Genomic DNA, 14,043 nt, shown 5'->3' with positions numbered 1-14,043 from the left:
TTCTCTAAAACGTATCGGGATTATATATAAATAATGTTTGACAAAATCCGACAAAATTATAGATAAATCAAAAAAAAAAAAAAATTATTCTTCGATCTGACTTGCATTAAACTTATAACGCAAAGAGACCATTTTGTAAAATTCATCCATTATTCCTAAGCCACTAAACACTAAGAGCACAATTACAATAGTTCTAAAGGTTTTTTCACTACTGAGATAATATCCAACTAGGGGGCGGCTAATAACTACTCCATTTTCTATTGAAATAATCGTGATTATATCAGGATTTTCCAACAATTGCAAGAGGAGGAATATCCCTAAGATTTTGACAACAATCAAGAGTAATTTCAAGAATTGATGCCCGGTAATATTGGATTTCTGAAGAATAATGTGAAACAAATTCAAAGTTCCTTCCGCAATGGAGAGAAATCCTAAGAGTCGGAACCATGCCAACATTTCTGTTCCAAATAGTTCACTCATTTGTGGAATTGGTTGGAGAATTAAAATTGCACCGAATACAAAGCCAAATACTGCTCCAAAGAACCATTCACCTGGAGTGTAGAATTTATTTTTCTTACCTTTTCCTTTTTCTTTGTGAGCCACTTTGAATTCGTATGTCAGTTTCATATTTCCCTTGACACCCAAATCTTCTGGTAAGTATCCCTCCATCGATAATCCGACAAATATAAGTGTCGCAAAGAAAGAAACATATACAGCAGTTGTGAATATGGCATTCCAGAGATCCCCTAGGAATTTCCAGAATTGAAAATTTCCTGTCCATGGAATACTAGCAAGTACTGCAATACCAGCAATTACGCTGATAGCAACGGTCAAAGTCCTAACATAGAGAGGAAATAACTCCTCTGAGATAAAGAACTTGGGTGTTCCACGTTTTTTATAATCTTTAGCAATATCTGCGGGGGTTCCCATTGAAACAATTGCTTGCTTTATTGATAATTCGTCTGGATCATCATTATGGGAGATTTCGGATGCTTTTTCCCAAATATGTGATTCTATTTCATCTAAAATGTCAGTGACATCGGCTTTCTTATCTTTTAACCATTCTGGTAATTTTTCTTCTATTTCTTTTAAAAAGGTTTTAATTTGTTGATTAGTCATTGATATTGCCTCCTTCTAATCCTTCTAATCTTTGATTTTTAATATTTTCAATATCTAACCCGCACATTGCGCAAAAAATGATATCCTCATTCAGATCAATTTTATTAGCACAATTTGGGCAATATAAATAGTGATCTTCTTGCAATTCGACTTGAAATGAGAGCATGGGCGAGATGTATTCTAGTAGTTTTGAAAAAAATCCATCTAAGTGATTCAAAATTTGTACTCCCTCGGGAGTAATGAAATAAAATTTCTTTTTTCTCCCAGTTTGTTCTTTTCGGGCACTGATTAAGTTAACAACACCAGTGCTAGATTTCCAATTTTCCAATTTCTTCAAAAAAGGATATAATCGCCCTTCTTCAAGGATCAGCATAGATTTCGATTGTTCTTCCAATTCCTTCAAAATTTGGTATCCCGTAATGCCTTGGTCTCCAGAATTTTTAATAATTTTTAGGACACAAATAGTGCTAATGCCTCGAGATAATTCAGACTCGAAATTGGCAAGATAAGCCCTGATTGAATCATCCGAGATCAACGCAGTAGTGGAATCAGAACCGAGTTTTTTAACACGTTTAATCATAATTCATCATTTTACTTTTTTTTAATAGACAAATATTTCCCCCTATAATATGGATGGAATGGCTAAGGTTTAATACTTAACTATCTATAGTATTATAGAAATAACATAAATATTTAAATCTTTTGATCTTCGTTTAAATCGTTTTCTGTTTATTTTACAAGATATTTTAAATACATCCGTCAAATTCACAATAATGTTAAAAATTAAAAAACTACTGAGCTTCTAATTTTATTGGATAAAATCTCTTTTTTTATTACATGGAAAAAATACGAATCGCAGTCTGTGGAATTGCATGTGAAAAATGCCCGCGACGAGTGCAGGGAAAATGTCCAAATGGACCTGATGGATGCTATCCTCATGAGAATAAAGTCTGTAAAATTGCGGGTTGTGCATATTCACGGAAAATTCAAACTTGCTTTGAGTGTGAAAACTTTCCATGTGGGATTATTGAGAAATTTGGGCAAATTAAGTACGGATACTGTCAATATATTTCGGGTAAACTGTGAAGAAAAAAATTTTTTTTTTATCCAATTTTACTCATTCCGAGAGTTATCAGATTGAAATCCTCTAATCGAACTTTGATCAAATAAGCTGTGGATCCTTTATTAGGATCAACAAATCCGTTTTTTTTTTGTTCGAATTTCTGACCCCATTGAATAAATACGAGCACAACAATTACCACTTGATGAAGAAAAAAATCACAAGTCTTTTTTTTATAGGATTGTTTTTAATTTCTGCACTTGGGATTGGTGGAACATATATTTACAGCAAATTAGAAAAGGAAACGCATCTTTTAAACATCACAGTAAATTGGAATAGTTCTGAAGCTGATGGATACACTTATGCTGATAGTGAGCCTTCTTTTGTTGAAGTATATTCACTACCGGAAAGACGAAAGGATCAGATTAGCTTCACCACATGGAGAATTGTGGAAAGTATTAGTCTTGTAAAAACCGATCGCATTCTATATGAAGCAACAGCAAATCTCAGCCTTCAAGCAAATTTGATCTATATAGTGAAAATTCCAAACAATATCAGTGATAGTAGATACATAGACAATCAAACAGCAGTCATAATTGATAAAAATCACAGAGTTCATGCAATTACTCTTGTTCATCGTGCATGTTTTGTTGAAGCCCTAAAACCAGTAATTTATTTTTACAATTCAAATCAAAATCTCTTTAATGAAACACTTTCCGTGAATGTACCCAATGGTTATGTATTTAAAACCATTCCAGAGGTAGAATTGGGGCAAAAAATAACTTGGAATAATTTTGAAGTCGGACTTAAAAGTAATATAACTGATAATTGTAATTCTTATCCCTATCTTTTTTATGAAGCAATGGTTAAACCCTTTGATTTACAGACACTTCAAAATGGTTGGGTTATTAACAAAGTAGCAAACACATGCAAAGTCAATGATGAACCGATAAGCAATCTTCAAGTTTTTTTTGAGAGAAGCTTATCTATTTTGGGGCTATTTGATAATGAAATTGAAGATTTCACAAACTATTGGTTTGAAGAACAGCTGCTTTTTGATGAAGAAGGTACATACATTTTGAGACAAGTCCCTTTAGATGTAATTGACGATGTGTTTCAATTATCCACAACGCATTCATACTCTGTAACACGGGTTTTTTTCACAATTTCATATTATTCTGATGGTTGCCCATTTTTTACATTACCTCCTCCAAAATCAGTGTCAACAAACAATACCTCTAAATATATCTTGCATGAGTGGGGATTATTTTTTTAACATAATTTCTTTTAAATTTTCACCGATTAATTAATTATTCTAATTAAGACCTCACTATGGGAGTTTTTATTGCATATGACTGCGATATTGAGAATGACAAACATCTTTAGAATTGATTTTTTCAAGAATGCTAATCAATAATCAATTTTATCAAAATTGTAATTTTACCAAAAAAAGCATGTGATTTCGGAAACTTTTGTTAGTAAAAGGAAATGAGAGAAAAAAGGAATCTCAGTAAAAAAGATTAAGGTCGACTATCAGAAGTCAATTGATTGAAATTTTGCATATGTTTACTCTTTTTAGTTGCCCTCATTTGCTCTAACTTAGCTTCCTTATCGAATTCATTATGAACAATATGTGAAATTTCATGTCTTTTCTTTTTATTAAAATAGTCAATGATGGCAAAAATAACTATCGCCAAGATGATTGCCCCTATAATAATTAATGAGATTTCCCCTAAAGGAAGGGATGATATTTGAATTGGGATTTTATTCATATCAAGTATGTATCAGTTTCCAAAGGTAATACACAAACTCCTTATGAACCATATGATTATTCATTCAATTTTTTTAACACACGAAATCGTTCACAAACGACTTTGGCTTCTTCTGAAAATTGCAATTTGAAATTTTGACAATCTTTCCGAAAAACTTCTTCATGGACCTGGCGCCAATACGAAAGACTCAAATCGCCTTCCCCTTCTAAAGCCGCATGTTCCGCAGAAACTTGATTAAAGGGGAGAATCTGCACATCTGTAGTTTCAATAATTACCAATGGAATTCCTGGCCAATTAACGATCACTGACACCATTCCCGCTTGAGGTAAGCTCTCTTCTTCCTTTGAATATACATCAAAATAACTGGCGGTTGCCGTTTTTTTCCCAGACACAACCAATTTTACTAATTCATTAGCCAAAGTTTCTTCCATTCCAAAATACCAAACATCAAATTTAAAATTGGGGGGAAAATAACCTTCTAATATAATTTCAGTATAAATTTTCTGCAACGTTTGCCCATTTATAGGAGAAAAGTCCATGTTTTCCGATATTTCCCAAATAGGAATCCATACACATTCAATCGAATTGTTCTCCAATGATGGAAAACAGGGATTAATAAACGCAGGATAAATGTAAATGTCAATCTGATCATACTCTGGAAATTGAGCTGGATTTGTTATATGTTTAAAATGAATGCACTTTTCCTGACAAATTTGAAGAAGAGAAGCATCGGGCAGTCGGAATTTAGGCGAACTGGCCCCATCATCCTTCTTAAATAAAAGCACATGATGAGTTTGATCTAAAATAATTAAAAGATTCATTTATAGGCTTTATCTGTTTAACGACCCAAAAAAGGTTTGCAAAAAAAGGGATGAACTTTTATTCAAGAATGATGCACTTACGTTTTTTTAAAAAACGAAAGACGTATTCTAAATCTTGGGAAATGATTTCCATAATGTTTCCCTGAACGTTTAAGTACCGCAAAGAAGCAATTCGTTCAATAGAAAGAGGGAGATCAACCAGCTGATTTCCTTGTAAATTTAAAAATTTAATATGTGTTAACAAACCAATTTCATTGGGAATTGCTTTAATTCCAGCTTTTGGTAGGGACAATGCCTTAATATTTTTTTCATCAATGATATAACCGAAAAACTCTTCTTCAGGTAACTTTTCCCAATCAATCTCGTCTCGATCTGTAGATTTATACAATGGAATGGGCTTTTCAATTTGGTTTTCCAGAAACTTCAAAAAGTTATAATCCCATTTGAAAATTTCAATTCCATCATGTTCGACTACTTCAAAGGCTTCTTTGTAAAAACAATCCGTACACATGAAACGACCTAAATGTTGCACAAATTCATGTTTTTCCGTTTCACAAATAGGGCAAGTTTGGGGTTTTAATGAATCCAAATAGGCTTTATTATTTTTAAGGGCAATAAAGATCCAAAAGACTCCATAGACAGCTAAAATGATCCCAACAAACAAGATAATATCGGCACCATTTCTTTGGGGATTACTGATATAGAGCCAAAAGGGGATCCCAGATAAGATCAAAAATAGGAGGGACACACTTAGTCCCCGATAATTGAAAGAAAAGAATGAAAAGATAAAAATTTGGATGAAAATCCATATAGCCAGTACAGGTTGGTCATACACCCAAACGAACGCCGTAATAAATAGTAAATTAAAGATCATATCCCATTTCATTAACGGATTTGATGTTTCGCCGATACGTGAGGGGGCAAAGCGACTTTTTTTTGTTTCAAATAATGAAAGTCTTACCATACCATATTGAAATTTTTTTTTCTATAAATTTTTTAGCTAATTTCTTGAAAATTTCCATTATTTACTATTATTTTTCATAAAAAAATGAACCCGTAATCTTAAATTTTCAAATTTGAATTTTTATCCTAAGGTTTTAATCATTTTTTTCTATTATTATAATCATGTATTCTTTGAGCAAAGCTTCCCAAAAAAATATACGAAATATACTTCATATTGAAATATTGTTGGCAGTTTTGACCATTTTTGGGGCATTATTTTACAAATTTGACTTCAATTTCTACTTCCTTATTCCAGCAGGGGTATTTGCAATTTTCTATATTCCTTTTGCCTTTTCCCCAAACTCTATATTGAACAAAAAAGTAGGGAATTCCATGTCTGGTATCATTCGTAAATTGGAAATCTGGTCTCTCGGTAATGAATGGTGGTTAAAATATTTGCCTATAGTAATCGTATACGGTGCTTTACTCACAATTACGCTTTTATTACAAATGGTATCGATGTTTTTCATGTTTGTTACCGTAACTTTCGTTGTTTGGCTTTTGAAGAAAATTGCAGATAAAGCTAAATAGTTTTTTACTATTTATTTCAGAAAGAATCTGTTAATGAAATGTAATTCCGTTTGTGAATCGGGTGAATAGAATTTAAATTATGATGAAGAAGGAGCCAATATTCTGGAGTCTCAGAAATTTGAGGATAGGAAAAAGAAATTAAACACGATTGTCTAAAGCATCTCCACAATGGGGGCAGTGACGTGAGTGAATCAAATGATCCCAATGTTTTCCAAATTTTGCGGGGATTTTCGTGCCGAGATCATCCAAATCGCTGGGATTTAAAGCAATCATATTTAAATTGTGTTTTCGATAAAAATTAATTTTGTCCCGTTGAGTATCTTTATATTTTTTTCCCGAAAAACCAAAAAATTCCACATAGATATCCGCTTCTGGAAAATACCAATCATACTTATATTTTTTCTCACTCGTTTTGAGAATAACATCTTCATAAGTATGAGGAATTCGATGAAGGTAGAAAAAATCATCAACAACTAACTCTGATAAGGATCTGACTTTATCCCCATCTTTACAGAGGTAGGAGGAAGGATAATGGGCACGGTAAGCTTTCGATTCTTCTTGATATTTTCCTCTCAAAAAATTGAGCAAAAGAACAAAAGCCAGCACCAACACGATGATGCTCACGAAAATGATTAGAAACATTTGCTGTGAATTCATTAATTAATTTATCTCCCATTTCTTTAAAAAGTCGACTTGGGTCTAATTTTTCTAAATTGGGTTTTCTCCCTCAGTCAGAAACTATTTATGATCCAAATTAATCATTACTTTGAAGAAGGAATGACCACACAGAAAGAATTTTCCGCCAAGGTAAAAGAAATTCAAGCTAAACTTGATTTTGTAGATGGAACCCATCAAAAGAATAAAGCACTTCTCCAATATTTGAAAGAATTTTGTGCCACCACTCTTGCGGGATCGAATCCCGATGAGGCTTTCGAAAAAGAAATTAAGACGTGTTTATTTCAAACTGAAAAGGATTTAAAAAAAATCACAGATGTGCAACCGATGGAAAATAAAATAAGCATGCATGGCTCTTCACCATCAAATCAATATAATTCCGGAGGATATATGCCACCTCAACCCACCCATCAAGCCTTAGATTCAGTAACCATATCTTCATTTGATCCATCCAGTAGTCCAATTCTTCGACGATTAAGCAATAAACAACCTCTTTCACCGCGTACACAACTTAAAGCGACCACAAAGAAAAAATCGGTTAAGAAAAAAACCCAAGATCCTTCAAAAATTAAAAAAGGCCAGTTAAAATCGATTGAAGCGACACCCTTTCCAGCTCCAAAGCCATTTCCATCACCTACAGTAACTGAAGTAGTAGAAGAACCTAAATGGGATCCAGCCTATTTACAGATCGAGCAGCTTCAGATCACCATGGATCTCCCTTTTAAGGAAAATATCCAGTATTTTGGGCGCCAAGAATTTCTTAATCGCGATTTCCCTGTTATTGTACCTGAAAAATTCTTTGACCCTATTTTGGAACATAACCCATTAACGGAACCTTCAGAACATTGTGTGATAGAACAGCCCGAACGAGGAGTGTTTGTTTTAAAAGATCGCTTTGCTCAACAAAAAACCTATTATAATGGCGCTTTCGTTGATGCTGAAGGGGTAGTACTAAATGAAGGGGATTCCTTTATCTTGCCAGTTTCAATCAATGATCAATTATCATCCTTAGCCATTTCTTTTCATAAGGGTAAATCTAATTAAGAAGCTAAGATTTGTTCAACTATGCAGGATTATTGGAACAGTCGTTTTTCCGAAGGGGGGCTGATTTGGGGAGATTCACCCAGTAAAACAGCGTTAAATGCATTAAAATATTTCCAAGCGCATAATATTCGATCGGTTTTTGTTCCAGGTGCAGGGTATGGACGAAATACAAAATTATTTTCTTCGAACAATTTAAAAACCGGAGGGATTGAAATTTCAGATGTAGCGTTCAACTTAGCACAGGTTTTTGATCCTCAATCAGATATCACGCTCGGTTCGGTGTTTGATCTTCCTTTTATCACCGAAAAATATGATGCTCTTTATTGTTTTAACGTTCTTCATCTTTTTACAGAATCAAACCGAAAAAAAGTTATTAAATTGTGTGCCAACACCATAAATTCCAAAGGATTAATGTATTTTGTTGTGTTTTCCGATCAAGAATCATCCTTTGGAACAGGGAAAGAAATAGAAACCAATACATTTGAAAGTAAACCTGGACGTCCCGTTCATTATTTTTCAGAAGCAGATTTAAAGACTCATTTTGATGATTTTGAGGTAAGGGATATTGGAATGATAAAAGAAAAAGAAAATCATGGCAGACGAGGGGAACATATCCATGATTTGCGGTATATCATTGCTCAAAAAAGAAATTAAGTATGGAATTTTGGTATTTCATTTCAAATATAAAACGATGACGAGGGTAATCCATCTTTTGGTCCATAAAGAGATGAATTGGGCAAATTATGACTTTCTTTGTATCCAAAATGACGCATTCTTTCTTCAGGAGTCATAGAAGGTAAGATAATGCGCTCAAAAATGAGATCCGTTACATCGTTCATTGAAGAATCACATAAACTCTGTTCTTCCTTTTCCCGATTAGAATAAATCAGATGTAAGATGATGGGAACATCAGCCTGATTTTCTTCAGTAAAATGGGCTAAGTCAAAAAATTGCGTATAATGAAGAAAATCGTCGATGGATTGATAGACGGACAACTTATCTTCCGCTGTATATCCCAATTTCTTCCCGAATAACCGCTCATGAGCACCCTTTAAGGTCATATAACAGCCCCGACACAAACATTTTCGCTCTTTATGGGCAAATATCTCTGGTTTGGAATCGTCGAAAAATGTGTCATTTGAATTGGTTTCAGACTTTTCTTTGCTTTTTTTTCCCATAGTTCTCCACATCCTTGAAATAACAAGATTTTTCCTTTGTTCAATGAGTAGAAATAATACTAAGATTGCATAGGAAAATAATGTTGGTTGATATTAGATAGTTACAGAGTTAGCATTAAAAGATCGAGTAAAACAGCATTGAAAAAAAAAGATATCTTATTTGGATTTAAGTATCGTTGGTGAGTATTTTTTTACTCCGATAGGACTTGATATAAAATAGACTTGACAAAATAGAACTTGGAAACAAAAATATCAGAATATCTGTTAGCCTTTCTGATGTACTTGTCCCTGATTCATAAAGATATTTTATTGCAATTACAATGGAAACCATCAAGACAAACCCTATGATCATAGACATTAACAACCACCCAATTTTAATGATATTTCTTGAAACACGATTCGTTTTTAGATTTAAAATTTGACATAATTCTATAGAAAAAGCCAAACCCAAAATAATCCACAACGAGTTTAGAATAATTGAAAACAAACGAAAGAAGACACGTTCATCGACAGGGCGATATATAGGTGGTTCTACAACTTTGGGTAAAGTTAAAAGAAAAGTTGGAACACACAGAAGAAATAAGGCAATAATAATTCCAAAAAAAATTAACATTGAATCTGATGTGAGTTCATTTCTTTGTCTTGATATTAAGCCAATTTCAAAAATTGTAAATAAAATAACGAATATGGAACCATAAGTATTTAGATAGTCAAAATAAGGCCAGAATTGGTGGTTCACCCAAAAAACAGTAAATATCATTCGAATTAAATTTATTAGAATGACAAGATAAAGAGTCACTCTTAAGTTCTTCTTGAAAAGAAGTAAATTAATGGATATCAATATCCCAGACAACATAAAGGTAAGATCAAAATAAAGAACAAGAAAAAGGATTAAATTCAACACAATTAGAAAAATTGAATTAATTTTTATCCAAATATTCGGTAGCTTTACTGTTTTATCTAGCATCATTTCATTTGATGACTTATTAAACTTTAACCCCAAGGAACAAAAAAGTATAAGGGCTGTGTGAAACAAATAAAAAATTGAAATTTGTAGACCATACTGGAATATATACCTATAGTATGCAGAAATCTCAATGGTGGATAAAGATATGAAGTATAATATCACATGGATGAAACTCAAAAATAGGGATGAAATTAACATCCCTGTTAGAAATTCTTTTTTACGACTTATTTTGTTAGATACTATTGGAATATAGAGAATAAATACCACGATATTGAAAATAATTGCTAGCTCAGAAGTTGGATCTATGCAATAATTACATAACGTGTAAAGTCTCCCATTAAGATAAAGTACAATAAACAGAATATTTGCTCCAATATAGAATAGAATACCGCTCAGATATGCGTTTTCTGAACAAAATTCCAACACTTGAGAAGAGAAATTTCGTTTGATAATAAGTACGAGGAAGAAAATACCTACTCCAGGAGCCAACACATATAAACACGTAAGGATAGCTATTTGACGGAATGATTTCTTTATATCGTTTTCAGAAATATGATGATTATCTTCTGAAGCCGAATTAATAGCACCTTTGCGGTTGAAATGCAAAGTGTTATTGTTAATCGTAGTATTAGTAGATTCTTCCTCATTATCTTGGAAATTTATCGCAAATTCACCATTTCTCGACATAAAATTGTTTTTTATTAAGGTATTTGAACATCCATCAATTGAAAGAGCATTTCGGTATTGATTTGAGATATTATTTGAAATAATTCGATTATTATCATTACCTCTTTCCATTAGAATACCAGTCCCAGAATTAAAGATCGCGTTAAAGGAAATTAAATTCGAGTAGCATGCCCCAATCATTGAAATCGCATCGAATCTGATGTGAGAAAATGTATTTGTACATATGGAATTGATTTTTGAACCCTGAAGGAGAATTCCTTCTCGTAAGTGGCTGAATAAATTGTTTTGGATTGTAGTATTTTGACTTTCCACAAGATGTATTCCAAATTCAAGATTGCTAAAAATACAATTATGAATAAAGATGTTGGTTGAATTTAATATAATTATTCCATAGCTAAAAATAAGAAACTCACAATTACTAATCAAGAAATAATCTCTATTATTTTCAATTTTGATACAAACACCATTATCTGGAGAAATGGAGAGATTTTGAATAATATAGGGATCAGAGAAGCTCCCATTTCCTAGAATAAAAGGATAATCAGAAAGAGAGTCTTCTAACATGTCAATTTCAATAGATTCCCTATTCTCAAGTTTTGATGTATTTTGAGCAGATACAGGAAGAATATCGAAGCTATTAGAATTTGCTTTAAATTGTTCTTTTAAAAAGATGCTTCCTCCAATGATTAGGAGAAACGAAAGAACAAAGATAAATTTGTGATGTTGAATTTTTGGATTCATATTTGGATTATATTATTTTACCCATATAAATATCTATAGCAAAATTCTTCTCCAATTATTTGATGTGAGGAAGAATGTCCTACATCTATTACTTTTGGAATGAAAATCTTTGTAAGAATTATATAATCAATTATTGCGAGACTATGTCTATATTCAAAAAAAAAAATAGAAGTTATTATTCCAGTGGTTCATTGATCTGCAGGTAATTAATTAAAGCAGATTTCATATCAAAATTATAAATATCAACTTGAGTTAGCAAATTCAAAAGTGAGGTTCGTAATTTTTCATAGTTCTCATTAAATTGCATATTTAGAAGAGAATATAGTAATTCTTGCTCGGAAGTTGTGCGATCCATCATCCGCATCGCTTTAAAAGTTGGTGTATTGCCATGACATTCGGGACAAAATTTGCTCCCCTTTAGATCTGGTTTGATATATTTGCAATAAACACAGTCCACCATTGTTCCTTGTTCTCGAATTTTTATCCCCAAGAATATTGAGTAGATCCATATATAAATAGATTAACGATTTTTAATTTTCTGTTAAATTCGGAGATAGATTTGAAGATGATAAAAATAAATTATAACTTTATCTGAGTTCATGAAATAATTGTATCGATCAAACGACAAAAGTGGAAACTTTAAATATCTGATTTAATATCCTTTTAGATAGGATTATTATGAGCCACAACCAGATTTTCTCTCTCAATAAAATACCAATAACTGTTTTTGCCATTTAGGCTTCTAGAAAATCTGTGATATTTAGGTCTATTTTCTTTTGAAAAATTATTGATTACTTTGTTCTTCTAAGGCGAATATAATTTTCAAAAAATGTTCAATCTAATAAATAATTATAAGGAGATTAGCCTAATTTTTAGGATTTGAGATGATATAATGGAAAAGATACGAGTAAAAAAAATAAATACATTTAAAATAAATATAAGAGATGTTATCAACTATTTAACATAGGTTAGGTCATATATATACAAATTATATAACATTACAGAAGATTTAAATCCATTAACAAGCTTTGTAAGTGTATTACCAAATTCTCCATCAATATAAATTTTGATTTGGAATTAAACAGGTGAAAAATATGAATAAAACTCAAAAATTCGATATAAGCAAAAAAGCGAAGCGTCTAAATCTCTGGGTATTTATGATCGGAAATTTAATTTCTGGTTTTGGTGAAAGTTGTATTAATATAGCTTATATACCCTTTCTCTATGAAGTCACAGACAACAATCTCTTCATAACAGGATTGTTTTCCACACTTTTTACCGTATTGTGGTTCATTCCTGCACCAATTTCTGGAAAACTGTCAGATAAGTTTGGTCGTAAGAAGATGATGATCATTTCAAAACCTATAGCACTTGTTGGATTGGGGATTTTGTTCTTTGTAAACAAGAATAATCTGTATCTCCTCATCGTTAGTATCTTCCTTCGAGCTATTGGTTTTATGTCAAGCAATACAAATCGCCAGATCTTAATTGCGGAATCAAATAGTGATTCTAAAAATGGTTTAGGGCGTATTTTCGGTATTATGGCATTTTTATATTTCGGTTCAACGATCGGAGGAGCGGTGTTTGTCAATCAAACAGGTTATTCCTTTGTCACGTATTTTATGATATTTGGAGGAATAACTTGTATGATCTGGATCATGGAAATTCTTTTCATCACTGATATTGCTACATATCTGCCTAAAAGAAATACAGAAATTTCCAGAACTAAAAAAAGTTGGAGAGAAGTGTTTAGTAATTCAAAAATTCGTACTGCGATCATATTCCTTACACTTGATTTCTTCGTTTGGGATGTATCCAACTCCGTCCTTAATGCAGGATTGCAAAGTTATTATGGATTTACATTGGAAAACCTTGCATTCTTAAGTATTTGGTTTAATGTGTCAACGATGTTATTCCAAATTCCAGCGGGAAAATTAACCGATAAGTATGGTAAAAAGAAAATCTTGATCGTGAGTGAAGCGACAGGTATTCTCATTTTCGCGATTCATATTATTACTGCACTACTATGGTCTGGAGGAAGTACATCAATAGTAATAATTTCAATGGTCTTAACTCAAATACTATTTGGAGTAGTTGCATCTACATTCATTCCTTCAGAAAATATGATACTGACAGATTTAGATGAATCTCGAAAGGGGGAATCTTATGGAATGGTCTCGTTTGTTAGAGGATTTGGGGCATTACCAACCGGAGCGATTGGCGGGTTTTTAATGGGAAGTGTCCACTTTATTACACCCTTCATTGTTAGTATTGTCGGAATAGTATTAATTGTCATGTATTTGGTGAAATTCGGACATAGATTTGAGGATGAAGAGAAAATAGGGCAAAAAATCGGGAATGAAAACGAAAGCAAGCCTAAGATCGAGAGTTTGCTTGAAATATAGATACTTCAATTTTTTTTTTTTCCCTTTAATTTTATATAGGG

General features: G+C 32.4%; 16 protein-coding genes. 6 read left to right on the top strand and 10 right to left on the bottom strand.

Annotation, left to right across the window (positions count from 1 at the left end; genetic code table 11):
* Nucleotides 1–84: 84 nt before the first annotated feature.
* The gene (locus tag NEF87_RS16285) at nucleotides 85–1,119 is read right to left on the bottom strand and encodes an HAAS signaling domain-containing protein (protein WP_457916664.1); all 1,035 of its coding nucleotides are present in this window, start codon (nucleotides 1,117–1,119) and stop codon (nucleotides 85–87) included.
* A complete protein-coding gene (locus NEF87_RS16280; RefSeq protein WP_371802466.1) occupies nucleotides 1,112–1,699 on the bottom strand; it encodes a PadR family transcriptional regulator in 588 nt (195 codons plus the stop codon). Before NEF87_RS16280 ends, NEF87_RS16285 begins: the two co-directional genes overlap by 8 nt.
* 257 nt (nucleotides 1,700–1,956) lie before the next feature.
* On the opposite strand from NEF87_RS16280, the gene NEF87_RS16275 reads away from it, so the two are divergent.
* Nucleotides 1,957–2,205 carry a DUF3795 domain-containing protein gene (locus NEF87_RS16275; protein ID WP_457916663.1) on the top strand — a complete coding sequence of 83 codons (249 nt, stop codon included), beginning with the start codon at nucleotides 1,957–1,959 and terminating at the stop codon, nucleotides 2,203–2,205.
* A gap of 17 nt (nucleotides 2,206–2,222) precedes the next feature.
* On the opposite strand, the gene NEF87_RS16270 is transcribed toward NEF87_RS16275, so the two are convergent.
* On the bottom strand, nucleotides 2,223–2,369 hold the full coding sequence (locus tag NEF87_RS16270) for a hypothetical protein (RefSeq protein ID WP_457916662.1): 147 nt from the start codon (nucleotides 2,367–2,369) through the stop codon (nucleotides 2,223–2,225).
* Nucleotides 2,370–2,384: 15 nt separating this feature from the next.
* Between NEF87_RS16270 and NEF87_RS16265 the strand changes: the two genes are divergently transcribed.
* Nucleotides 2,385–3,455, top strand: coding sequence for a hypothetical protein (locus NEF87_RS16265; RefSeq protein WP_457916661.1), 1,071 nt, complete (start codon nucleotides 2,385–2,387; stop codon nucleotides 3,453–3,455).
* 244 nt (nucleotides 3,456–3,699) lie between these two features.
* Here the strand turns inward: NEF87_RS16265 and NEF87_RS16260 are convergent, their stop codons facing one another.
* The 3 genes from NEF87_RS16260 to NEF87_RS16250 are packed head-to-tail and all read right to left on the bottom strand — an operon-like array spanning nucleotide 3,700 to nucleotide 5,736.
* The gene (locus tag NEF87_RS16260; RefSeq protein WP_457916660.1) at nucleotides 3,700–3,951 is read right to left on the bottom strand and encodes a hypothetical protein; all 252 of its coding nucleotides are present in this window, start codon (nucleotides 3,949–3,951) and stop codon (nucleotides 3,700–3,702) included.
* 56 nt (nucleotides 3,952–4,007) lie between these two features.
* Entirely contained in the window at nucleotides 4,008–4,772 is a 765-nt protein-coding gene (locus tag NEF87_RS16255; protein WP_457916659.1) for an ASCH domain-containing protein, read from the bottom strand.
* Between the two features lie 58 nt (nucleotides 4,773–4,830).
* Complete coding sequence (locus tag NEF87_RS16250; RefSeq protein ID WP_457916658.1) at nucleotides 4,831–5,736, bottom strand: hypothetical protein; 906 nt, start codon at nucleotides 5,734–5,736, stop codon at nucleotides 4,831–4,833.
* A gap of 161 nt (nucleotides 5,737–5,897) precedes the next feature.
* On the opposite strand from NEF87_RS16250, the gene NEF87_RS16245 reads away from it, so the two are divergent.
* The gene (locus NEF87_RS16245; RefSeq protein ID WP_371802462.1) at nucleotides 5,898–6,305 is read left to right on the top strand and encodes a hypothetical protein; all 408 of its coding nucleotides are present in this window, start codon (nucleotides 5,898–5,900) and stop codon (nucleotides 6,303–6,305) included.
* Between the two features lie 138 nt (nucleotides 6,306–6,443).
* On the opposite strand, the gene NEF87_RS16240 is transcribed toward NEF87_RS16245, so the two are convergent.
* Nucleotides 6,444–6,962, bottom strand: coding sequence for a hypothetical protein (locus NEF87_RS16240; protein ID WP_457916657.1), 519 nt, complete (start codon nucleotides 6,960–6,962; stop codon nucleotides 6,444–6,446).
* 120 nt (nucleotides 6,963–7,082) lie between these two features.
* On the opposite strand from NEF87_RS16240, the gene NEF87_RS16235 reads away from it, so the two are divergent.
* Together NEF87_RS16235 and NEF87_RS16230 are read left to right on the top strand one after the other, a co-directional pair.
* Entirely contained in the window at nucleotides 7,083–8,024 is a 942-nt protein-coding gene (locus NEF87_RS16235) for an FHA domain-containing protein (protein WP_457916656.1), read from the top strand.
* Between the two features lie 21 nt (nucleotides 8,025–8,045).
* Entirely contained in the window at nucleotides 8,046–8,678 is a 633-nt protein-coding gene (locus tag NEF87_RS16230) for a class I SAM-dependent methyltransferase (RefSeq protein WP_457916655.1), read from the top strand.
* Between the two features lie 23 nt (nucleotides 8,679–8,701).
* Here the strand turns inward: NEF87_RS16230 and NEF87_RS16225 are convergent, their stop codons facing one another.
* The 3 genes from NEF87_RS16225 to NEF87_RS16215 form a co-directional block, all read right to left on the bottom strand.
* Nucleotides 8,702–9,202: a hypothetical protein gene (locus tag NEF87_RS16225; protein ID WP_457916654.1), complete on the bottom strand. Its 501-nt coding sequence runs from the start codon at nucleotides 9,200–9,202 to the stop codon at nucleotides 8,702–8,704.
* A 166-nt stretch (nucleotides 9,203–9,368) separates the two neighbouring features.
* Nucleotides 9,369–11,597, bottom strand: a complete 2,229-nt coding sequence (locus tag NEF87_RS16220; protein ID WP_457916653.1) for a right-handed parallel beta-helix repeat-containing protein — start codon at nucleotides 11,595–11,597, stop codon at nucleotides 9,369–9,371.
* 175 nt (nucleotides 11,598–11,772) lie between these two features.
* The gene (locus NEF87_RS16215) at nucleotides 11,773–12,087 is read right to left on the bottom strand and encodes a hypothetical protein (protein ID WP_457916652.1); all 315 of its coding nucleotides are present in this window, start codon (nucleotides 12,085–12,087) and stop codon (nucleotides 11,773–11,775) included.
* A 604-nt stretch (nucleotides 12,088–12,691) separates the two neighbouring features.
* Between NEF87_RS16215 and NEF87_RS16210 the strand changes: the two genes are divergently transcribed.
* Entirely contained in the window at nucleotides 12,692–14,002 is a 1,311-nt protein-coding gene (locus tag NEF87_RS16210; protein WP_457916651.1) for an MFS transporter, read from the top strand.
* Nucleotides 14,003–14,043 lie beyond the last annotated feature (41 nt).

Source organism: Candidatus Lokiarchaeum ossiferum, assembly GCA_025839675.1.
GTDB lineage: Archaea > Asgardarchaeota > Lokiarchaeia > Sigyniarchaeales > Promethearchaeaceae > Lokiarchaeum > Lokiarchaeum ossiferum.
The sequence above is the reverse complement of the archived record's forward strand: the minus strand, read 5'-3'. Positions and strand labels throughout refer to the sequence as shown.

Excerpts from the sequence above, each read along its gene's own strand:
- NEF87_RS16285 (WP_457916664.1), bottom strand. The coding sequence starts at position 1,119 with ATGACTAATCAACAAATTAAAACCTTTTTAAAAGAAATAGAAGAAAAA.
- NEF87_RS16280 (WP_371802466.1), bottom strand. The coding sequence starts at position 1,699 with ATGATTAAACGTGTTAAAAAACTCGGTTCTGATTCCACTACTGCGTTG.
- NEF87_RS16275 (WP_457916663.1), top strand. The coding sequence starts at position 1,957 with ATGGAAAAAATACGAATCGCAGTCTGTGGAATTGCATGTGAAAAATGC.
- NEF87_RS16265 (WP_457916661.1), top strand. The coding sequence starts at position 2,385 with ATGAAGAAAAAAATCACAAGTCTTTTTTTTATAGGATTGTTTTTAATT.
- NEF87_RS16260 (WP_457916660.1), bottom strand. The coding sequence starts at position 3,951 with ATGAATAAAATCCCAATTCAAATATCATCCCTTCCTTTAGGGGAAATC.
- NEF87_RS16255 (WP_457916659.1), bottom strand. The coding sequence starts at position 4,772 with ATGAATCTTTTAATTATTTTAGATCAAACTCATCATGTGCTTTTATTT.
- NEF87_RS16250 (WP_457916658.1), bottom strand. The coding sequence starts at position 5,736 with ATGGTAAGACTTTCATTATTTGAAACAAAAAAAAGTCGCTTTGCCCCC.
- NEF87_RS16245 (WP_371802462.1), top strand. The coding sequence starts at position 5,898 with ATGTATTCTTTGAGCAAAGCTTCCCAAAAAAATATACGAAATATACTT.
- NEF87_RS16240 (WP_457916657.1), bottom strand. The coding sequence starts at position 6,962 with ATGAATTCACAGCAAATGTTTCTAATCATTTTCGTGAGCATCATCGTG.
- NEF87_RS16235 (WP_457916656.1), top strand. The coding sequence starts at position 7,083 with ATGACCACACAGAAAGAATTTTCCGCCAAGGTAAAAGAAATTCAAGCT.
- NEF87_RS16230 (WP_457916655.1), top strand. The coding sequence starts at position 8,046 with ATGCAGGATTATTGGAACAGTCGTTTTTCCGAAGGGGGGCTGATTTGG.
- NEF87_RS16225 (WP_457916654.1), bottom strand. The coding sequence starts at position 9,202 with ATGGGAAAAAAAAGCAAAGAAAAGTCTGAAACCAATTCAAATGACACA.
- NEF87_RS16220 (WP_457916653.1), bottom strand. The coding sequence starts at position 11,597 with ATGAATCCAAAAATTCAACATCACAAATTTATCTTTGTTCTTTCGTTT.
- NEF87_RS16210 (WP_457916651.1), top strand. The coding sequence starts at position 12,692 with ATGAATAAAACTCAAAAATTCGATATAAGCAAAAAAGCGAAGCGTCTA.